Source organism: Dermabacter sp. HMSC06F07 (genome assembly GCF_001807345.1).
Classification (GTDB): Bacteria; Actinomycetota; Actinomycetes; order Actinomycetales; family Dermabacteraceae; genus Dermabacter; species Dermabacter hominis.
This window is the reverse complement of the sequence record NZ_KV788579.1, coordinates 42,662-63,924: the sequence shown is the minus strand read 5'-3', so window position 1 is coordinate 63,924 and position 21,263 is coordinate 42,662. Positions and strand designations below refer to the sequence as shown.

The 21,263-nt window shown below is 63.6% G+C and carries 18 protein-coding genes; 6 read left to right on the top strand and 12 right to left on the bottom strand.

The features are described from left to right. Window positions 1-9 precede the first annotated feature (9 nt). Entirely contained in the window at window positions 10-993 is a 984-nt protein-coding gene (locus tag HMPREF3157_RS04110) for a helix-turn-helix transcriptional regulator (protein WP_016663789.1), read from the top strand. Here the strand turns inward: HMPREF3157_RS04110 and HMPREF3157_RS04105 are convergent. From HMPREF3157_RS04105 to HMPREF3157_RS04095, 3 genes are all read right to left on the bottom strand, one after another. Next, window positions 990-1,496 (bottom strand): DUF456 domain-containing protein, encoded by a 507-nt coding sequence (locus HMPREF3157_RS04105; RefSeq protein ID WP_016663788.1) that lies wholly within the window; start codon window positions 1,494-1,496, stop codon window positions 990-992. The genes HMPREF3157_RS04110 and HMPREF3157_RS04105 overlap by 4 nt on opposite strands. A 91-nt stretch (window positions 1,497-1,587) precedes the next feature. Beyond that, complete coding sequence (locus tag HMPREF3157_RS04100; protein ID WP_070435616.1) at window positions 1,588-4,701, bottom strand: AAA family ATPase; 3,114 nt, start codon at window positions 4,699-4,701, stop codon at window positions 1,588-1,590. A 4-nt stretch (window positions 4,702-4,705) separates the two neighbouring features. Then, entirely contained in the window at window positions 4,706-5,899 is a 1,194-nt protein-coding gene (locus HMPREF3157_RS04095) for an exonuclease SbcCD subunit D (RefSeq protein WP_016663786.1), read from the bottom strand. Window positions 5,900-5,941: 42 nt separating this feature from the next. Here HMPREF3157_RS04095 and HMPREF3157_RS04090 point away from each other — a divergent pair, with 42 nt between their 5' ends. From HMPREF3157_RS04090 to HMPREF3157_RS10510, 3 genes are all read left to right on the top strand, one after another. Continuing rightward, on the top strand, window positions 5,942-6,412 hold the full coding sequence (locus tag HMPREF3157_RS04090) for a VanZ family protein (protein WP_016663785.1): 471 nt from the start codon (window positions 5,942-5,944) through the stop codon (window positions 6,410-6,412). 130 nt (window positions 6,413-6,542) lie between these two features. Further along, window positions 6,543-7,952, top strand: coding sequence for an NAD(P)/FAD-dependent oxidoreductase (locus tag HMPREF3157_RS04085; RefSeq protein ID WP_016663784.1), 1,410 nt, complete (start codon window positions 6,543-6,545; stop codon window positions 7,950-7,952). 137 nt (window positions 7,953-8,089) lie between these two features. Beyond that, window positions 8,090-9,289, top strand: coding sequence for a hypothetical protein (locus HMPREF3157_RS10510; protein ID WP_016663783.1), 1,200 nt, complete (start codon window positions 8,090-8,092; stop codon window positions 9,287-9,289). Here the strand turns inward: HMPREF3157_RS10510 and HMPREF3157_RS04075 are convergent. From HMPREF3157_RS04075 to recR, 9 genes are all read right to left on the bottom strand, one after another. Next, complete coding sequence (locus tag HMPREF3157_RS04075; protein WP_016663782.1) at window positions 9,286-10,191, bottom strand: SDR family oxidoreductase; 906 nt, start codon at window positions 10,189-10,191, stop codon at window positions 9,286-9,288. The two genes, HMPREF3157_RS10510 and HMPREF3157_RS04075, sit on opposite strands and share 4 nt — an antisense overlap. 9 nt (window positions 10,192-10,200) lie before the next feature. After that, complete coding sequence (gene rfbB / locus HMPREF3157_RS04070) at window positions 10,201-11,220, bottom strand: dTDP-glucose 4,6-dehydratase (RefSeq protein WP_016663781.1); 1,020 nt, start codon at window positions 11,218-11,220, stop codon at window positions 10,201-10,203. A gap of 36 nt (window positions 11,221-11,256) precedes the next feature. Continuing rightward, window positions 11,257-12,591 carry a UDP-glucose dehydrogenase family protein gene (locus HMPREF3157_RS04065; RefSeq protein ID WP_016663780.1) on the bottom strand — a complete coding sequence of 445 codons (1,335 nt, stop codon included), beginning with the start codon at window positions 12,589-12,591 and terminating at the stop codon, window positions 11,257-11,259. 191 nt (window positions 12,592-12,782) lie between these two features. Next, complete coding sequence (locus HMPREF3157_RS04060) at window positions 12,783-13,127, bottom strand: PRC-barrel domain-containing protein (RefSeq protein WP_070435595.1); 345 nt, start codon at window positions 13,125-13,127, stop codon at window positions 12,783-12,785. 5 nt (window positions 13,128-13,132) lie between these two features. After that, on the bottom strand, window positions 13,133-13,801 hold the full coding sequence (locus HMPREF3157_RS04055) for a TetR/AcrR family transcriptional regulator (protein ID WP_070435594.1): 669 nt from the start codon (window positions 13,799-13,801) through the stop codon (window positions 13,133-13,135). A gap of 185 nt (window positions 13,802-13,986) precedes the next feature. Further along, the gene (locus tag HMPREF3157_RS04050) at window positions 13,987-15,057 is read right to left on the bottom strand and encodes an aspartate-semialdehyde dehydrogenase (protein ID WP_083288048.1); all 1,071 of its coding nucleotides are present in this window, start codon (window positions 15,055-15,057) and stop codon (window positions 13,987-13,989) included. A gap of 22 nt (window positions 15,058-15,079) precedes the next feature. After that, window positions 15,080-16,444, bottom strand: coding sequence for an aspartate kinase (locus HMPREF3157_RS04045; RefSeq protein ID WP_070435593.1), 1,365 nt, complete (start codon window positions 16,442-16,444; stop codon window positions 15,080-15,082). Window positions 16,445-16,555: 111 nt separating this feature from the next. Then, on the bottom strand, window positions 16,556-18,259 hold the full coding sequence (locus HMPREF3157_RS04040) for a hypothetical protein (protein ID WP_016663775.1): 1,704 nt from the start codon (window positions 18,257-18,259) through the stop codon (window positions 16,556-16,558). Window positions 18,260-18,268: 9 nt separating this feature from the next. Further along, entirely contained in the window at window positions 18,269-18,862 is a 594-nt protein-coding gene (gene recR, locus HMPREF3157_RS04035; RefSeq protein WP_016663774.1) for a recombination mediator RecR, read from the bottom strand. Between the two features lie 78 nt (window positions 18,863-18,940). Between recR and HMPREF3157_RS04030 the strand changes: the two genes are divergently transcribed. Then, entirely contained in the window at window positions 18,941-19,516 is a 576-nt protein-coding gene (locus HMPREF3157_RS04030; protein ID WP_070435592.1) for a GyrI-like domain-containing protein, read from the top strand. A gap of 9 nt (window positions 19,517-19,525) precedes the next feature. After that, on the top strand, window positions 19,526-21,034 hold the full coding sequence (locus HMPREF3157_RS04025; protein ID WP_070435591.1) for an amidase: 1,509 nt from the start codon (window positions 19,526-19,528) through the stop codon (window positions 21,032-21,034). Window positions 21,035-21,263: the final 229 nt, after the last annotated feature.

Genomic DNA, 21,263 nt, shown 5'->3' with positions numbered 1-21,263 from the left:
GGATTGGGAATGAAGTCGTCCCGCTTGTTGTCCATCCTGCTGCTACTGCAAACCCACGAACGAATGACCAGTCAAGAACTGGCTCGTCGTCTTGAGGTATCTTCACGCACGATCCTGCGTGACATCACGGCGTTGTCGGCTGCTGGGGTGCCGATCTACACCGAGCGGGGCCGGGGTGGAGCCATCGTGCTGGATCACCGGGCCCGGCTCGACGTCTCACGCCTCGATCCAAATGAACTGCAGCTGCTATCCGTCGCAGGACTAGATGAGGGTCTTCTTGAGCAGATCGGGCTCCATGCTGTACATGTCAGAACCCAGCAGAAGCTGACCGCTGTTGCGGCGCGTAAGCAAACCTCCGCCGCTCTGCCCTTGCCCGAGGTGCTCCACGTCGACCCCTCTGGATGGCTCACGGCCGAGCAGGAACTCGACGTGGCCGACCTTCTCACCGCTGCTCGAAATAGACAACGCATCCGCCTCCGATATCGACGCAGCGGCGAGAGCAGCGGGCAGTGGGTTGTCGCGGACCCTTACGGTCTCGTGAACAAAGCCGGATCCTGGTATCTAGTGGCTGACGTCGCCTCACAACCCCGCATGTTTAACACCAGCCGCATTGAGACCCGCGAGCTACTTACGGATTCCGCAGTGCTACGACCGGACTGCGATCTGCGCTCAGTGTGGCAAGAATTGCTGACCAGTTTTCAGTCGGCGCCTGGTATCGAGGTGCACGCACAGCTGCGCTCGACCCGCCTAGATCTGGCCCGACGAATCCTTAGAGGGCGAATGATCCGTATCGACGGCTCCGAGGACGAGTGGACTCATATCGTCGTCCACTATCCAGACGTTGAATCGGTTCGGCAGCTCCTCCAATTCGGAGACCACATTCGGATCTTAAGACCAGCCGCAGCGGTGGTTCGATTCCGCGAGATCGCGGCCCAGATCGTGCAGTTTCACTCAGCACAAAGCACTGCCGATCATCGCCGCCGCGATCGCTAACCAGCCCTCGAGAAGAGGTGGATGCCAAGCGCGACGATGAACACTGTTCCGCTCGCCATCGCGAGCAGGAGTTCTACGAGAATGCCAATCCCGAGGGTTTTCAAGGTGGAGAGCGTCGAGTTGAGGGCGTCGTGGAACTCGCGCTTGCGGCTCAGCTCTACGAGGAAGAAGCCGAGAATGAACCCGATGAGGAGGCCCGGGCCGGGAATGAGGAACAGGCCGAGGATCGCGCAGCCGATCGCGACGAAGATCGCCCACGTGGGCACTTCGCTCTGTTTGAGCTTCCGCCCAGTGAGCACGTAGCTGCTCGCCATGCCCGCGATCGAAAACATCGCCACCAGCGCGAACGCAACCCAGCCCGTCCAGCCGCCGATCCCTATGGCCCATACGAGCATTCCGGTAAGGATGAGGAACGACCCGGGAAGCACGGGCAGCACGATGCCCGTGATACCTACCGCGAAGGCGAGCGCGGCGATGATTGTCACGATGATGTCCACGGGCACGGTGTTCTCCTTAGTGCGTGGCGGGCAAGGGGCAATTTGGACGCCGCTGGCGGAGACTTCAGTCTATAGAGATTCGCGCAGGCACCGCTCGCTACACACTCACGCTGATGCGCGAGGTACCGTCGGACTTTCTTTCCACGTGCACCTTCTCCGCGATCTGTGTTTTGAGTTCGGCGACGTGGGAGATGATTCCCACCGTGCGACCGTGGGCGGCAAGTTGGCGGATCTCGGCGATCACACCCTCGAGTTTTTCCGGGTCGAGCGTGCCGAAGCCTTCGTCGATAAAGAGGGTGTTCATCTGCACCCCGCCGTTTTCTCCGCTCACGACGTCGGCGAGGCCGAGCGCGAGTGCGAGTGACACGTAGAAGGTTTCACCACCCGAGAGGGTCGAGGGCGAGCGAGAGGAATCATTGCGCAAGTCGAGCATGTCGAGGTCGAGCCCAACGTGCTTGCGGCCTGCTTTTTCGGGTTGGGCAAGGCGGATCTCGTAGATCCCACCCGAGAGAGTCGATAGCCGCGCATTCGCGGCCTCGATGACCTTCTCGAAGCGGCGCATGACCGCGAACGTCGACAGGGTGAGACGTGCTTTCGCATCGCTCGAGTTGCCCGTCGCGATATTCGCGAGGTGAAGTATTTCGCTTTGGCGCGCCGAGCGTTTCTCGTGCGCGGTGGCAAGAGCCGTGAAATCTGTGCGTGCGCGTTTCACGCGCTCGAGCTCTTTCGCGCGAGTCGCGTGGGTTCCCGCGGCTTCCGTGTGTGCATCGCGGGTCTCGCGCACGCGCGCTGCCGCGGTCTCGAGCGCCGCGGCTGCATCTCGCTGGGCTTCTTCGCTCGCATCAATGCCCTCGAGACGGCCGTCCGCGCGGGCATCCTCGATGAGCGCGGTGAGCGAAGAATGCTCCTTCACGGTGTCCTCGAGCGATTGTCTACGGTCGGGGGCAAGACGCGCCTGCGCCACTTTCTCTATGGTTTCGAAGCCGCTGCCCTCGAGAGACTCGTTGAGGTGCGTTTGAGCCCGCTCGTGCGCAGAACGAGCCTCCAGGGCTTTGTCGAGCAGTTTCGCGTGCGCGCGAGCATCCTTACCCTCCGTTAGAAGCGCGAGGCGTAGCGCCGCGATGCTCCCGTGCGAGTCTTCGTGGGCCGAAAGCTCCTGTGCAATAGCCGCGCGGGTCTCGGTTAGAGCTTTCTCGAGGTGCTGAGCTTCGAGGGCGGCACGCTCGGCGGCGAGCGCCTCCTCGTGCGCTTCACGTTCGAGCGAGGCCGTTCGCTCGTCGAACCGCGAGATCTCCGTTTTCACTCGCTCACGCTCGCCCTCGGCTTCGCGCGCAAGCTCCTCCTCGCGGGCAAGCGCAACACCCTCGCTCCTCAAGCGTTCGATGAGTTCAGGAAGCTGCTCCTGGAACTTCGCGAGATCCCCCTCGACGCTCTCCCCCCACGCCCGCTCGAGCGCATCGAGGTGGAGTGCCTTGGTGGCGGCAGCCGATGCCCGTGCCTCGCTCAGGCCCTGTTCGGCCTCCACTCGCGCGCGTTCGGCCGCCGCAGTGCGCTCTTGGCTCACGAGCTCATCGTCGGTGTGCGCGGGTGCCGGGTGCTCACACGCCCCGCACACGGGGCATGCCTGGCCGTCCTCGAGGTCCGCCGCGAGCTCGAAGGCGATCGCGTCGAGGCGTTTGCGCCGAAGACGTGCCTCTTCCTCGCTTGCACGCTTGAGAGCCGCGAGCATGTCGCGTTCATGCTGCGCGCGCGACGAGTAGGTTTCGAGGGTCGTGCTCGCCTCCTTCGCGGTGCGCTCGCGCGCGGCATGGGACTCGCGCCTTTCTATGAGGGCCCCGAGGCTCGAGGCCCGCTCGGTTGCCTCGCGAAGCTTCTCGGCGAGCACTTCACGTTCCGACGGCCGCTCGTTCAACAGCGTCGCCTTCTCTTTCGACGCTTCCGCCGCCCTTTCAGCCTCGCGAGCGGCCTCTTTCACCTCGGTCGCACGTCGAGGTAGCGCTGCTTCCTCCTTTTCGAGGCTCGCGAGCGCAGCGGCCGCTCCCAGTGCGCTTTCGCTTCGCTGATGGTTCTTGTCGCTTAGCGCCCCCCACTGGGAGACTTGCCCACGTTCGGCTTCGGGAAGTGCCGTCGCGGCGGCGTCCAGCGCTGCCGCCGCGCTCTTTTCATGCGCGTGGGCGTAGAACGGTTTTTCGGCACGTTCGTGAGAGGCAAGGCTTTCGCGGGCTTTGCGCGCCGCCCCTTCAATCGATGCCCGTTTCTTCTCGTGGGCGTCGAGCTGGGCTTTGCGAGCGAGCAGATCGTGGCGTTCGGTGGCTTTCTTCGCGGCTTCCGCCGCCTCGTTCGAGGCTGCCTTCGCTATGTCCAGGATGCGCATGGCTTCGCGAGCGGCGGCTTCGGAGGAATTCTCGAGCTCCTCGCCAATAGCCCTGGCACGCTCGAGACCCGCCGGGGTGAAATCCCGGGTATCGGTGAGCGCCTGCATGCGCTGCTCATCGCTGACCGATGCCGCCTCGAGGACCCGCTGGAGGGCCGCGCCGAGTTCCGCTTTTGAGGCGTCGACGTCACGTTGAGCCTCGCGTCTGAGTTCGCCGAATGATTGTTCGATCTGCTCGTACAGCTGAGTCTGGAAGATCCGTTCGAGCACAGTCTTGCGTTCACTCGTGTCAGCTTTGAGAAAGCGGGCGAACTCGCCCTGAGGAAGCACGACTGTTTGGGTGAACTGCGCGTGCGTGAGGCCGAGCAGTTCCTGAATCTCCCGGCCAACGTCGGCCGGTCGGTTGGCGATCGGCTCGATCTCTTCCGCGCGTTCGGTGCCAGCGATCGCCTCACCTAGCGCTTCGGGCGAGGCTAGCCGCCAGAGCTTCGCGCTCTGGTTCTCATGCACGGGAGCGCCTTTTCCACGCAGTCGAGCGCGCTCGTAGGCGGGGGTGCGCCGCACGCGGTAGATCCCTCGTGGAACCTCGAAAAAGAGGTCCACGACGCTCGGGTGCGTATTGGGCATGAAGTCGCTTCGCACTCGCGCATCGCTCGAGCCGCCGCCCGCAACATTGCCGTAGAGGGCAAAGACGATCGCATCGATGATGGTGGACTTTCCAGAACCCGTGGCGCCCTCGAGGAGAAAGAGGCCGCTCGCGCCGAGCGCATCGAAATCGAGTTCGACTTTCTCCCTAAACGGCCCGATGCCCTCAAAACTCAGGTGGTGAAGTTTCATGGATTCAGGAAGCCTTTCGCTGTGCGTGCGACTCCGTGAGATCGGCACGTGCGCGCGCATCGGCGAGCACCTGCTCGATGATGTCTCGTTGCACGGCGCTCGGTTCGGCACCCGTGACGTAGTCGAAGAATTCCGAGATGACCTCCGTCGGTGAAGCCTCGCGCGTCACAACCGGCGCGGCACTAGATTCCGTTTCGCGTGTGGAGCGGAACTCCGTAAAAAGGAGATGTGGAAGCGCCGCGCTCAGGACCTGCTGAAGGTGCGCGGGGCGAGTTTCCTCCCGCACGATCGCGTGGACCCAATCCTCCGAATAGTTCGGGGCACTATCGAGAATCTCTTTGAGAGAGCCGTCCAGTTCGATGAGTCGGCGGCGCACGGGGGTGGGAATACGTTCCACCTCGACCAACCCCGAGGAGTCCATCTCGACAAGAAGAACGGCTTTGGTGTGGTGACGCTCCGAGAACGAGAAGGCCAGAGGGCTTCCCGAGTACCACGCGACGGGCCGCTCGCCAGGGACAAGCGCACTCATGTTTTGGCAGCCGTGGAGGTGGCCGAGCGCGACGTAGTCGACCCCCGCAAACACGCCACCGGGAACAGACGCCACACCACCCACGCTCAGGTCGCGTTCGGAATCCGAGCCGTCCCCGCCCGCAACGAAGGTGTGGGCAAGCACGACGCTTCGCGGATGCCCGAGAATCTCGAGTTTTGCACGGACTCGATCCATCGCCTGCACCGTAACGTCTTCGTGCGTGCGAGGAAGCGGGTCCCCACCCTTGGGAGCGAGGCTGTAGCGCGCAAGATCCGGATCAAGGAAGGGCAGCCCGAAAAAGAGCACCTCACCGTGCTCATCGGCAACCGAAACCGGGTGCTCGATCCCTTCGACATCCGCGAGAATGTGAATGCCGGGCCGCATGAGTTTTGCGCCAAAGCCGAGCCGCACCGCCGAATCGTGGTTGCCTGGCGTGAGGATCACCGTGGTTTCTTCCGCGAGCGCTGCGAGCGACTCGTGCAGAAGCTCAACCGCCTCGACGGGCGGGACCGAGCGATCGTAGATATCGCCGGCGATCACGAGAGCGTGCGCTCCGGTTTCACGGACCTTCGCCAGAAGGAAATCCTGGAACTCCCGCTGGTATTCGTGCAGGTTCTCACCGTGCAAGGTGCGCCCGAGGTGCCAATCCGACGTGTGAAGAATTTTCATGCTTTCACTCTAAGAGGAGGGTGGGACATTTAAACTCACCTCATGACGTCTGCGCCTTTTTTCGCCTTCGTAGCCGCCCTCGCAAATGCCGTGTTCTTTCTGCCCAAAGTTCCCGAAGCCGCCGAGCCGGTTGCCTTCCTCCCCGGCGCGGATAAATTGGGACACATCCTCGTGTTTGCTTTCACGACCTGGGCGTTTTCACGACTTCTATGTCTCGAAGACTCGCGGGCTCTCTCGTGGTCCCCTCGTGCTGAGAGTGGCGCGCACCAGCGTGGGAACACGAGGCTCGAGACAGTTTTCGGGGTCGTGAAGGTCCGACACTTGCTCGTTCTCATTGCCGTCCTCCTCCTGTGGGGCGCCGCGATCGAAGTCCTGCAATCGTTCATGCCCGCGCGCTCAGCAGATGTCACCGACGCGCTTGCCGACGCATGCGGAATCGCCCTCGGAGTCGGAGCGCTGTGGATCGAACTCGCGCTCGCCCAGCGGTCCCGCACCCGCCGCACCGCAGGATAACGACTGCGACATGATCGCGAGCCTCACGACAGTCGCGCGGCTCACAGGATGTGGAGCTTTCTTTCACGTCACCGATTTACCGTTATGGGCGGCCATAGCCGAGTCGCATCACTGAAGGACCAGATCGTTCATGCCCCTGCTCCCCGCGTTCTATCGCAAGACCGTGCCCGCCAAAGATGGCGCAAGTTGGCCCCATGTCGTGGTCGTTGGCGGCGGCTTCGCCGGCGCCCACCTCGTGCTTGCCCTGCGCGATGCTCGCGTGCGGGTCACGCTCATCGATCGGAACGTGTACAAGACTTTCCAGCCGCTCCTCTATCAGGTTGCGACCGCGGGCCTCAACTCTGGCGACGTCACGATGTTCCTGCGCGGGCTCTCCCTCCACGCCCCCAACATGCGCTTTCGCCAGGGAGAGGTCACGGGGATTGACACCGACGATCAGGTCGTGAAGCTTTCCGACGGAGGCTCGGTGCGCTACGACCACCTCGTTTTGGCAAATGGCGCCACCACGAACTATTTCGGCACCCCGGGCGCGGAAGAGTTCGCGATGCCGATGTACACCCGCTCGCAGGCTCTCGAGATCCGCGAGCGGATCTTCGCGGAGCTCGAGCGTGCCACGCAGCTCACGGAGATGAGCTTCACCGACCGCCTCGCCATTTCGATTGTGGGCGGTGGCCCCACGGGCGTGGAAATCGCGGGGGCACTCGCTGATTTCCGCATTAGCGAGCTCGATGTGCTCTACCCCGAGGTGGACCCGGGAACGCTCGAGATTTCCCTTATTCAACGCGGCGATGAGCTCCTCAAAGCCTTCGAGCCTCAGCATCGCGAGTATGCGGCGCGCGAGCTTGAAAAGCGCGGCGTGACGCTGCGTCTTGGCCAGGGTGTCGAGGAGGTCGGCTACGACTTTGTGCGCCTCGCCGACGGCAGCTACGTCGAATCAGACATCACGATCTGGGCCGCCGGCGTGAGCGTGTCGACGTCCGTCAACGCGTGGGGTTTCCCGCAGGGGCGCGGGGGGCGAATCGATGTCGATCCCACCCTTCGCGTCAAGGGCTATGACAACGTGTGGGCCGCGGGTGATATCGCCGGTGGCGATGATCCACAGCCGCAACTCGCCCAACCCGCCGTGCAAATGGGCCAGCACGTGGCCCGCGCGATCAAGGCCCTCGTCGACGGCGATGAGGACGCTGCACACAAACCGTTCCACTACAACGACCTGGGGGCGATGGCGACGATCGGTCGGCGTGCCGCTATCGCGGAACTGCCCGGAGGCGTGAATCTCCAGGGCTCGATCGGGTGGCTCGCATGGCTGGGCGTGCACGTCTCGAAGTTGCTCGGTACACGCAATCGCCGTTCGGTTGCCGCGAACCTCCTGTATCTCTACAACGGCACGGGCATTTCCCGTGTGCCGAACCCGGTCGTGGGTGACGTGGATTCGCTCGGAGCTCGCAGGGCCTTTCGGGAAAATGCGCCGATTCGCCGGTTCGGCTACCAGGCCGGCAAACGGTTCAAGGATCCGGGCAGGCCGCGCATGCGCCGCTAGGGTGATGCCCCGGGTTTTACACGGGTTTTAAGCGCGCTACACGCTTAACGGTTGTTTCGTGGCCTATCGTGAGGTGGAGCGCGGTGAATCTTCCGCGTGGAATCTCTATCGCTCGCCTGACCACGAGGACGCACCCCATGGCCCAGCCCCGCACGACTGCGCTTCGCCGCCGCCTGAGCGGTGTCGTCGCAGGAGCGAGTGTGCTTGCCTCGGTACTGGCGATCTCGGGTACGGTGCCGTTTGAGACAGTGAGCGCTTTTGCTGTCGACACCACCTGCACACCGGGAACCGTCACCCTTTCCGAAGCAAAGGTCGAAAAGGGAAAGGCGTTTACGGCACTCGTATGCGGCCTCAAGGAAGGCACGCAGGTGCGAGGCGAATACCGCCACGCCGATCCAGCCGTCGAACTCGAAGCGACCGCAACCCCCACCGAAGGTAATCCGGTCGAGCTCCCGCCGCTCGGTTATTCGCGTGACACCGCGATTGTGGACGCCAACGGGCGTGCAAGAGTAACCTTCGTCATCGCGGAGCCCGGAAACTACATGGTCACTGTCGCCCCACTCAAGGGCGGCACGAAGTCCAGTGCGCAGGTCACCGTCACCGAGCCGGCTGAGCCCACGCCAACCCCGACTCCTGAACCGACGCCAAAGCCCGATCCCACCGATCCCACCGATCAGCCCTCGCCTAGCCCGACGCCGAAGCCGGAGCCAAGCCCTACGGATCAACCTGACCCAACCCCCACGCCGACGCCGGATCCCAAACCAACTGCGGAGCCTACCGCCACCCCGAAGCCGGATCCCACGGAGAAACCTGCACCTTCACCAACGGAACCGGCGTCCCCATCCTCGTCAGCGCGCCCTTCCCCGCGCCCTGAAACGGAAGCGCCGCTCCCCGCCGATCCGGGCGACAGCCCCGGCAGCACCGAACCCTCGACGACGCCCTCGCGCGAACAAACGGGTGAGCCCGAAGGATCCTCAACCGAGGCTGGCGGATCGAGGTTCGTGCGCTCTCACCCCTCCGCCATGTCCCGTATTCCTCAGCGAAGCGGCTACGGACGCTCAGCCGACTTCGGCGCCGTGGGAAGCGACTATTCGAAACTCAGCCACCACGGCACGAGTGGCAACGGCGATGCTGGCGGCATCGTCAGACCAGGCCCAACCCCGAGCCCGACGCCCGGTCAGCCTCAAGAGGAGCCGACGGAGGGCTCCACCCAGCTCATCACCGATCCCTCGCGGCAGCCGCTTGGCCTATCGGTCGCATGGCTCATCGGCGGCGTGATTGCGGGCCTCGGCCTCGCGGCTACGGGCGCGATCGTGCTAATGCGCCGCAATAGCTAGGCCAGGTACGCGGCGAGCGCCTCGAACTGATCGCGCGGGTGAAAGCCCGCCTCGGTAATTTTGCTCAGGTCGAGCGCGGAATTGATGGGGCGAAGCGCGATGCCCTTGTGTGTATCGAGGTATTCGGCACTTGAGACGCTTTGAACGTTCTCCGGGTCGTGCCCCGTGAGCTCGTAGACTCTCTGCGCGATCTCGAACCACGAGGTGATATCGCCTGAGTTCGTCACGTTGTAGGTGCCGAACGGCACCCGGGCGCGCAGCACAAAATCGATCGCACGCGCGATTTCATCCGTAAAGGTCAAACGCCCAAACTGGTCGTTGACGACCGAGGGCGACTCGCCATTAACGGCGTGTTCACGCATCGTCGCAACAAAATTCTTGCCCTCGCCGACAACCCAGCTCGTCCGGAGAATGTAGTGCGTATCGAGGGTCGAGACCGCGGCATCACCGGCCGCTTTCGTCTGTCCGTAGACGCCGAGCGGGGCGAAGCCTTCCTCCTCCGTGTGGAACGCGACCGAACCATCGAAGACGTAGTCACTCGAGATGTGCACGAGCACGGCACCCGCCTCACGCGCGGCCGAGACCAAAAGTGCAACCCCCTTGGCGTTCACCGCCCATGCTTCTCGGCGCCCCTCGGCACTTTCCGCGCCGTCTTTATCGGTATAGCCCGCGGCGTTCACGATCACACTGTAGGGCGAGAAATCAAAAGCGGCGATTGAGTCATGGGCGCCGACATCGAGGACCTCGCGGTCCACGAAATCAACATCGTCGCGACCGAGCCACAGCCCCTGGAGAGCTCGCCCTAGCTGTCCCGCGGCACCCACCACGAGGGTACGCTCGGGCGAGGAGGCCGCTTCTTGCCATTCGCGTTCGGCAGGCGGGGATGCAAAGTCGTGGGACACGGGCATTCCTTACTGTTCGTTTTTCGCGTATGTCGCTTCAGTTGCGGCCTTTGAGGCGCGCCACCACTGTTCGTTCTCGCGATACCACTCAATCGTCTCGCGGATACCGGCATCAAAGTCGCGGTGGCGAGGGCGCCACCCGAGTTCGTCCTCAAGCTTGCGTGCGTCGAGCGCGTAGCGCACGTCGTGCCCGGGCCGGTCGGCCACAAAGTCGATGTCGTCTCCGTCGCGCCCGAAGGCCTCGAGAATGACCCGCGCAACCTCGCGGTTGCTTCTCTCGCACTTCGCACCCACCAGGTACGTCTCACCGATGCGGCCCCGCTCGAGGATAGCAAGAACGGCCGAAGAGTGGTCGTCAACATGAATCCAATCGCGAACGTTCGCGCCGTCACCGAAGAGCCGCGGCCGCACTCCATCAAGAAGATTCGTGATTTGTCGGGGAATGAACTTCTCAACGTGCTGGCGAGGCCCGTAGTTATTCGAGCAAATCGAGATGGTTGCCCGTAACCCGAAGCTGCGTGTCCAGGCGCGTACGAGAAGATCGCTCGAGGCTTTCGTCGCGCTATAGGGAGAGCTTGGCCGGTAAGGGGATTCTTCCGTGAACCGCCGATCATCCTCGAGCGGTAGATCGCCGTAGACCTCGTCGGTAGAGACGTGGTGGAGACGCACGCCGAACTCGCGCACCGCTTCAAGCAGGGCAAAAGTGCCCACAATGTTCGAGCGCACGAACACGGTCGGGTCGCTCAGCGATCGATCGTTGTGGGACTCGGCAGCAAAGTGCACAACCGCATCCGTTTCAGGATCGAGGCTTTCGACAAGCGCACGAGTGGCTTCACGATCAGCGACATCGCCAACAACGAGACGCACGCGATCCTGGGGAAGACCCTCGAGGTTTGCCTCATTCCCCGCGTACGTCAAAGCATCAAGAACTGTCACCGAATAATCGGTGTGCGTGACGACATAGTGCACGAAATTCGAACCGACGAATCCCGCGCCACCGGTCACGATCAAGTGTGCAGCACCACCCATAGCTGCTAGTGTGCCACGATGACGAGCGCCAGACTGTTAGGCGAGTCTCCCGGCCCTCTCCCCACGCCCCAGCGCCATGATCGTAAAGCCCGCCTCGCGCCAGCGGGCCAGATCGAAGACCCCGCGTCCGTCGATCACCGCACGCTCGGCCACGAGCTCCGCGACACGAGCAGGATCAAGGTCGCGGTACACCTGCCACTCCGTCGCGAGGATGAGCAAGCGCGCGCCGCTCATCGCCTCCTCGAGATCGTCCACGAGGGTCAACTCCTCGTAGCGGCCTCGCACGACCGCGAGAGCCTGCGGATCCGTGATCCGCACATCAGCACCGTGGCGCGCGAGGGAAAGGGCGATGTCGATCGCGGGCGAATCACGCACGTCATCGCTATAGGGCTTGAATGCCGCGCCGAGAACCGTGATGGGCACCCCCGTGAGGTCCCCGTTGAAATACTCGAGGGCGAGCTCCACGGGGCGCGCGCGACGCTTCTGATTGATGCGATCGACGTTGCGGAGAAATTCGAAGGACTCCCCCACACCGTGCTCCTCCGCACTCGCAATGAAGGCCCGCACGTCTTTAGGGAGACAGCCGCCGCCGAAGCCGATGCCGGCTTTGAGGAAGCGTCGGCCAATGCGCTCGTCAAGACCGATCGCCTCGGCAACCTCGACAACGTCGGCGCCCGTCGCCTCACACATCTCCGCGACCGCGTTGACGAAACTGATCTTCGTTGCGAGGAACGCATTCGCGCTCACCTTCACGAGCTCGGCGCTCTCGTACCCGTACACAAGGCGGGGCGTCCCGGCCTCGAGGATCGAGGCGTACACCTCGTCGAGATGCGTGATGGAAAACTTCTGCTCCTCGTGCACGCCGTATACGAGGCGATCCGGGCCGAGCGTATCTTTCACCGCGTACCCCTCGCGCAAAAACTCCGGATTCCACGCGAGTTCGACGTTCGGAAGATCCGCAAATGCCTCGCTGAGGCCGCGCGCTGTCCCAACGGGCACGGTCGATTTGCCCACCACAAGGATCCTGTCGCGCGTCGATCCGGCGAGAATTTCCCTCAGGCCCTTGCGTACAGCATGGAGAGCGGCGAGATCCGCGGAGCCGTCGGACCCCTGCGGCGTACCCACGCACACAAAGTGCACGTCGCACTCGCGCACATCCGCGAGATCCGTCGAGAAATGGAGATTTCCGCGCTCGAGAGCTGCGGAGAGTTTTTCGGGGAAACTGGGCTCGAAAAATGGCGCTTCACCGCGCTCAAGCTTGGCGATCCTCTCGGTATCCACATCGATCCCCACGACATCGTGCCCCAGTTCCGCCATGCATACCGCGTGAACTGCACCAAGATATCCGAGCCCAATAACCGAGATTTTCATATATATCCTTGTGACGAAGAAGTAAGCGAATCTTTGACGGCGAAAAACCGTCATTGATTCGACCCTACCGACCGCACACTCACACCCCGGCCCGGGTTACCGAGAATTCACCGCGTACTTTCAGCCGTTCACGCGCCCGTTAACAACGTCTGGTTTCCGACGGTCGCCGCGACCACTCGCCCCCACACGGATCAATCGTGCGGCGACGAGTGCGGGTCAGCGATCACGGCCGACTCGTAGTATTCGCGCAACTGCTCTTCCTGCGCGAACGTCAAATGGCCGAGCCCATTCGCGCGCGGGGCATCCTCGAGAATTTCGCGCCGAACCGCGGTTCTGGGGCCGCTTTCATCAAGGTCAATATATTCGTAAGGAATATAAATTTCACGCGTGCTAAAAGGCCCCAGTGCAAGCGTCACAAAAGAGATTTTTTGAGTGCGATCATTGAGGAAAATTTCGCACACTTTACCGAGGCGCACGCCGGAGGCATCGCGCACGAGAGCGTTGCGGAGTCGATCAAGCTCAACCTCGGTCGCCATACACGCTACTTTCTGCTCGTCGGGGTAAACGGATCGGCTTCGCGCAGCGGGATCACAAACATGCGCAAGAAAATCGAAAGGTCATGGTCATAGAGGCCATCGCCCATGAGGGCATCGCGCATGAAGACCCCCGTCCACATCGCGACGATCGAGCGGGCAATCCACTCGGGGCTCGCACCTTCGTCGAGCCAGCCCTTTTCTTCGTACATCTCAAAGAGGGCGGTGAGCTTCTCTTCTGCCATCGTCTGCATTCCCACGATCGCTTCGTGACCGGGGTGATCTTTTTCGACAGCCTCGGCCCTTACGACGGCGAACATGACGGACTGGTACTGGCGCACCGCATCCCAGTCACGAATCGCCGCAGGCTCTTGCGCCGTCTCGACGAAGTCATCGATGAGCTCTTCAAAATGGTGTGCCGCGCGCTCGAGGACCGCCTGGAGCAAGGTTTCCTTACGGGAAAAATGATGGAGCATACCCGGGTGGGAGATTCCCACACGCTCGGAAATATCGCGAAGCGACGTGCCACGGTAGCCGTACGTGGAGAACAGGAGCGTCGCTTCCTCGAGGATGACCTCGCGGGTGCGCTCTCCGCGCGCCCGCGTGAGGTTGACTCTGGCGCCGCGATCCGGCGATGGATCGGCCGTGCGACGGGCTGCTCGGCGATCGGGGGTCATGGGCAACACTCCTAGGCTCTGTGACGGCGCTTGAGCCTTGTGGCTGCTACGCACGCTCGCCCGCACAACGCTGTAGGGCCACGACCTGCATGTACGCTAAGTTACCGCGATGAACATGGGGTGGATTCACGGGCGAATACCAATATTTCCAGCAGTTACTCCCAGTATGTCACAGCTTCGAGGCTTCAGCCCGCAAGCCGCTCGCATATCTGCACCGCGTTGAGGGCCGCGCCCTTGCGAAGATTGTCCGAAGACACGAAGAAGACAAGCCCGCGACCGTCCGGAACCGCCTGATCGCTGCGGAACCGCCCCACGAATGTACCGTCGCGCCCTGCAGCAAGGCGCGACGTAGGCACATCAACGAGCTCGACGCCCACCTGGGCCCGGACCGCTTCCTCGGCTTCGTCCACGGTGATCGGCCGTTCAAACTCAGCGTGGATGCTGAGCGAATGCCCCGTGAACACCCCGATTCGCACGCACGTGCCCGACACACGGAGGTCCGGAAGATCGAGAATGCGCCGGGACTCATTGCGGAGTTTTTGCTCTTCATCGGTCTCGAGCGAGCCGTCGTCCACAAGCGCCCCCGCGACCGGGACCGCGTTGAACGCGATCGGAGCTGGATACACGCACGGCGCCGGCTCAGCATCGACTCGACCATCGAGGGCAAGCGACTCAAGGTCACGCACGTGGGCGCGCGTTTGGCTCGCAAGCTCGTCGACGCCTTTGAGACCGCTGCCGGACACGGCCTGGTAGGTCGCAACCGTGAGCCGCTCGAGCCCGGCGCGCTCGTGAAGCGCCTTGAGGGTGGGCATCGCCGCCATCGTCGTGCAGTTCGGGTTCGCGATAATGCCTTTCGGCGCTTTCTCAGCACACTCTCCGTTCACTTCGGCGACAACGAGCGGGACTTCCGGGTCCTTGCGCCACGCGGAACTGTTGTCGATCACGGTTGCACCGGCACGCGCAAACACGGGAGCGAGGCGCTTCGAGGTCGCACCACCCGCGCTGAACAACGCGATATCGACCGTATTGCTCTCCCCCTCGAGCACTGCGGTTTCGGCGTTTTCTACCACGAGGTCCTCGCCATTGACACGCATACGGGTACCCGCCGAACGCTCGGACGCAAAAAGGCGGATTCGCGAGTGCCGCACGCGACGCTCTTCGAGAAGCGTGAGCATGACACGGCCCACCTGGCCCGTTGCGCCCACGACAGCAATGACCGGCCCCGACGGGTCCTTGTCCATAACCTTTTCGCCCATTGCCCTCTCCTTTCGGTCGCGCTCAGCGACCCGTTCCGGCGTAAATGATGGCTTCGCCCTCGCCGTCGAGGCCGAAAGCCGTGTGGAGCACGCGCACAGCCTGGTCGAGCTCGTCGACGCGAGTCACGACGCTGATGCGGATCTCCGAGGTCGAAATCATCGAGATATTGATCCCCGCGTTCGACAGCGCGCGGAACGCCGTCGCGGACACGCCTGGGTTCGACTTCATGCCCGCGCCAATGATCGAGACCTTGCCGATCTGGCTGGTGTACCGCAATTCGCGGTAGCCGATCTCGCTTCGCGCTGCCTCGAGCGCACGAGTGGCAGCCTCGGCGTGCGCCTCGGGAATTGTGAACGAAATCGCGACTGTATCGTCGACCGTTGAGACATTCTGGACGATCATGTCGACATGCGCGCCGACGGACGCGACGAGTTCGAAAATTGCCGCGGCTTTCCCGGGCGTATCGGGGACCTCGACGAGGGTCACCATACCCTCACTGCGGTCGTGGGCGATGCCCGTGATCATCGGGGCCTCATGGCCCCCTTCTGTCAGGAATGCCACGGGGGCCTCCTCCTTCGTAGCTGAAACGTCGCAGGCGCCCGCGAGTGCGCCAAGGCGGGTAAGGTCGGGGTCGATCGGGAAGTCCCGGTGGGGATCCTCGCAAATCACGGTGCCGATGCGGCCGCTGTGGCTCGAACGCACGTGGAGTGGAACCTCGAAACGACGCGCGTATTCGACACATCGAAGGGCGAGAATCTTCGCTCCGGCGGCGGCCATTTCCAGCATCTCCTCGGAGCTGATCTCGGGGATGCGGCATGCGCTCGACACGATGCGCGGATCGGCGGTAAAGATGCCATCCACGTCGCTATAGATCTCGCACACGTCTGCTTCGAGCGCTGCCGCGAGGGCGACGGCGGTGGTGTCGCTCCCGCCGCGACCGAGAGTCGTGATTTCCTTCGTCGTGCGCGACACCCCTTGAAAGCCCGCGACGATGGCGACGTGACCGTTGTCGAGCGCGCTGCGGATACGCCCGGGGGTCACGTCAATGATGTGGGCGCCGCCGTGAAGCTCGTCGGTAATCATGCCCGCCTGCGAGCCCGTGTATGCCCGCGCGCTCACGCCGTTGGCGTTGAGGGCCATCGAGAGCACCGCCATCGAGATGCGTTCGCCCGCCGTGAGCAGCATGTCGAGTTCGCGGGCGGGCGGCTGCGCGGTCACTTCTTGAGCGAGGTCGATGAGTTCATCGGTCATGTCCCCCATCGCCGAGACGACGACCACGACTTCGTGGCCCGCCTTCGCGTACAAGGCGATGCGCGCGGCGACGCGCTTGATCGCGGCGGCATCCTCAACGGAGGATCCGCCAAATTTTTGTACGACAAGCGCCATGGGCGAGCTTCCCTTTCGCGCGCGGGGTTACCGCGGTAGTGGCATGAATGCGGGGTGGTGCCATTGTGACAGGCGAGGCCGCGGGGATGAGTGCAGCGCGCCCGTTGCGTCTCACACTGTGAGGCGTCCCGCGTGAAGCTCCTCGAGACTCTCCGGGATATCGTGCTCGCCTTTGATCGTGGGAGGCTCGACCGTGGCGGGCGTCACCTGTTCTTCGCCGAGCCCAAAGTCGGGCAACACACCGGTTCTCGAGGCCGCCTTGGCGATTTGCTCGAGCGTCGCGTCTTTCGGTAGACCAAGTTTCATCGCCTGACGTTCGCGCAGAGCCGCCCTCACGCGCGGATCGTCCGCGAGATCCGTCCGTGTGCCGCGCTGAGGTGCAATGGCTGAGAACGGCACCTCTCTGCGCATGTACCAGCCCGCAGGGCCGTAAACGATCGTGCGCAGGTCAATCGCCATCGCGCGGTAGGTGGCGATCATCCCCAATGCGCTCGCCGCGAATCCCGAGATCCCAAGAACCCAGAGGTGCACTGGGCCCGCGAGGGCTGCGTCACCGGTCACCTGGAGCACGACGAGCAACGCGATGAGGCACACGGCTTCCACTGCGGCGAGACCAAGGGTTGTCACCCACACGACGCCCCGCTCCCATCGATTCACGGCCATGCGCTCAGTAATCGTGGGATAGGTGCGCTGATCCCGGACCCCCCGTTTTGATGGCGGTATGAGGTGGAACAGGGAGAGCACGAGCGGTGGCAGCCATGCGAAGGCGCCCAGCCACGCAATGAGCAGGATGAGTGCCGCGATGCGCGTCGTGAGGGAAAAATCCGTCGCGCCGGAGACGTCGCCAACGCCGCCATCGAACGTAAAAAGTTGCCCGAAATCGGCAAAGTAGTAAAACGGCACAACCAGCACAGCAACGGTCAGGACCTGCCACCAGCGGTACCGGGCGATAGTGCGGAACGACTGCGCCACGACGCGCGGGTTTGCGATGAACCTATTGCGCGGCAGGTGCCGACGATCCTGCGCGAATAGAACGCGCGTGTAGTGACCGTAGTTGTCCGTGCCAATCGCAGCCTGGCGCCTCATTTCCAGCTCGCCGAGTCCCGGCAGCTTCAGCGGGTTTGATGCACGCGCGAGTCCAGCCGCGAGAGGCGCGCTCAACAGTGCGATCACAAGCATCTGGAGGTACCCCGACACGACGATGTAAGAAAAGTCGGCGAGGATGAAGGTGTTACCGGGAAGCGCGGTAAGGATCATCGATAGGACGATCACTGCGAGCTCGGGGCACAGGATCCACTTCGCAAACGACCAGCCGATCGCCCTTCGAAACTCCTTCTCCGTGAGGTACTCGCGGGGGCGTAGCCGCGCAACCGACCGCAGACCGAGCGCTGCCGCCCCCAGACCGGCGAGCGCGCCTAAGGGCGCCGACCCAAAAGCTATGAACAGCACGACACCCGGTGACGCGCCGAGTCCGTTGAGGAGCGATGCCACGAACGATGGCTCGGCAATCGCGAAAATCGGCAAAAACAAAAACAGCGGGGTCAGCGAACCGAGAAACACCATCGCGAGCGCTCCCCAACTGACAAACCCCACAATTGCCATCCACACCCAAATCTTCCGGCCCGTGGCCGCGCGCATCGACCGCGCGGATTCGCACAAGACTTCCTCGGGAAGGTCGACGACGTCGTCTCCCGTGGGCAGCCTTTCCGGCTCGGGCAAGTCGAGCAGTGGCGGAAGTGACTGCGCCGAAGGCCCGGCGAGCGTCGGAATCCCCATGCCCTGGCCCGGCCTTCCCGGGTGAGTGCCCTGCACCATCGAAACCCCCTAGAAAGTGCGCCGCCCCGCGAACGCGCGGCCAAGAGTCATCTCATCAGCGTAATCAAGGTCCCCGCCGACCGGAAGGCCCGAGGCCAGACGCGTGACCTCGACTCCGGAATCCGCAAGCGTGCGCGCGATGTAGGTGCTCGTCGCCTCGCCCTGAACGTTCGGGTCCAGCGCAAGGATCACTTCGGTGATGCCTCCTTGCGAGACGCGATCCTGAAGTTCCTGAATACGCAGGTCCGCCGGGCCGACTCCCCCGATTGGGTCGATCGCGCCGCCGAGCACGTGGTAGCGACCCCGATACTCGCGAAGCCGCTCGATCGCAAAAACATCGCGGGGCTCCTCCACAACGCACAGGAGCTCACCGTTGCGACGCTCGTCGAGGCAGATCGCACAGCGTTCTTCCTCTGCGATATTGCCGCACACCTCGCAAAAGCGGATGCGCTTTTTCACCTCGGTGAGGGTCGAGGCCAGCCGTTCGATCGACGCGCTCTCCGCACCGAGCACGTAAAACGCGATGCGCTGCGCCGACTTGGGGCCCACCCCGGGGAGCATCCCGAGTTCGTCGATCAGATCCTGCACGATTCCCTGAAACACACCTAAACTCTATGGCACGGGTGAGACAAATAAACTCGTAAACTCGCCCCACGCCCGTTCTCAACGCGAAAGCACACCATGACCATCCACACGACTCCCGGCGGAAGCGATGTCGAAAACGGCCGCGGCTACACGACACTCACCGTGCTCGATCAGCCCTCCGTGCCGCTCGCCGCCGTCCGCGTCAACGACCTTGCGATGGACGCGCTCGGAGACTATGCGAGCGTGGTTGCTGATGCTCTGCCCGCGGCGCTCGAGCGCGAAGGCGCCGAGATCACCGGGCACCTGGTTGTCGTGTTTTACCGCGTTGGCGGCATCGACAGCGCTCACGCGAAGAGCGATGTCGCTATCGGTTTCCCGATCGAACGTCCGCTTTCGAGGGATATCGACGTGAGGTCCGACGCTTGCCCGGGCGAGACCACACTCCACGCAAGTACCGTCACCCTCCCCGAGGGGCGCATCGCAGCTCTTTCGCACAACGGCCCCTACAGCACGCGCGACGACTCGTGGAATGCCCTGCTCACAACTCTCACGGACCGCGGGCTCGAGCCCACGCCGCCGTTTTGGGAAGTGTCGATTCCCGTTGCCGAGCAGGACACGGTCGTGACAACCTCACGCACCGATCTTTTCGCACCGCTTGCCCCGCTGAACTAGGAGCGGGCCATGCGTGCGGACGATCTAGACGACCCCCTCGATTTCAGCGCCGTTCGACTCGCGCGGGCCTACCGCGACGGAGAGCTCACGCCGAGCGTCCACGTCGAGCGCGCACTCGAGCGCGCCCATGAACGCGGCGCGAAGGTCGGGGCGTTTTCGTGTGTCACCGACGATCGTGCCCGCACGCAAGCCGAGCGCGCCGAGGAGATGCTGCTCGCAGAACGCTCTGCGGGCAAAACGCCAGCGCCTTTCCTCGCCGGCATTCCCCTACCGATCAAAGACCTCGTCGAAGTCGAAGGGCTGCCATTCGAGGCCGGCTCCCCCGCTCTCGCAGGAAGCATATCGACTCGCACCGATGGCATCGCCGAGGATCTCATCGCCGCCGGCACCCTCACGCTCGGGAAAACCACGACGAGCGAGTTCGGGATGAGCGTGTTTAGCGAATCGCCACTCGGAGCGGCCCGCACTCCGTGGGATGTGCGGCGCACCGCAGGCGGTTCGAGCGGCGGCGCCGGTGCAGCCGTCGCGTGCGGCATCGCGCCACTCGCCCACGGCAACGACGCCGGCGGAAGCGTGCGTGTGCCCGCTGCCTGCAATGGCGTCCTCGGCATGGTGACCTCGCGTGGAACGGTAAGCGCCGGACCACACGGCCTCGACGGGCCGGGACTCGCGCGCCACGGAATGCTCGCGCGCACGGTCGCGGATCTCGCCCTCGGCATCGATCTCATCGCCCACGCACGGCCAGGCGATTCATTCGCTGGCACGCGGCCCACACGGGGCGCGGGCTGCGGCGCAACCTCTTCAGTCGAGGCGTCGCTCGCTGCGCTCGATGCGCGAAAGGTTTCACCGCTCAGGATCGGTGTGCTCACCTCGCCCATGGTCGCCGAGGTAGAGCTCGCGGCCTCCTCTCTCGAAGCCGTCGAGCGTGCCCGCTCGCTGCTCGAGGCCCTCGGGCACACAACCATCGAGATCCCCGCACCGATGACACCGAAGGATTGGCAAACGTTCATGCCCGTGTGGGCTGTGGGAGCAGCGTCGATTCCGCTGCCGTACGGTCCGGCCGGGAGCGCCGAAGCCCGCGCCGGGGAGGAGGCAGCGGGCGTTGGAGCACTCACGCGCTGGCTACGCGGCATCGGCGCCGAGGTCACCGGACTTGAGTACGCCGCCGCCATCGCGCGCATCCAGGAACTTACGCGACGCATGGCCGAGGCGTGGGAGAGCTTCGACGCGATCCTCACGCCGATGCTGTCCGAGCCGCCCGTGCTCGCGGATCGCATCCCCGACGACCCGCGCGAGGACTTCGATTTTCAATCGCGCTTCACACCGTTCACGAGCGTGTGGAATATGAATGGGTTCGCCGCCATGAGCGTGCCACTGCATCGCACAGTGGTCGACGGAATCGAACTGCCCGTAGGCGTCCACCTCGGGGGAACTCGGCCGGGAGCCGAGACCACTCTTCTCAGTATCGCCGCGCAGCTCGAGGCCCTCGACCCCTGGCCCCTACTCGTCGCGCCCTGAAAAGCCCAGGCGCGGCTCGCCCCTTCCGCCGCTCTCCTCGCCCGTGCCGTCACACTTCATGAAAAAACAGCCAGCACCAAGCCCTCACCGACCCCCAAGCCCACAATTTCTTCATACTCCGAGACGCGATCAGCGCCCAGAGTGAAGGGCCGACCCCAGAGCCGAGGCCAGAACAGCCCCTGCCGCCGCTCTCCTCGCCCGCACCGTCACACTTCATGAAAAAACAGCC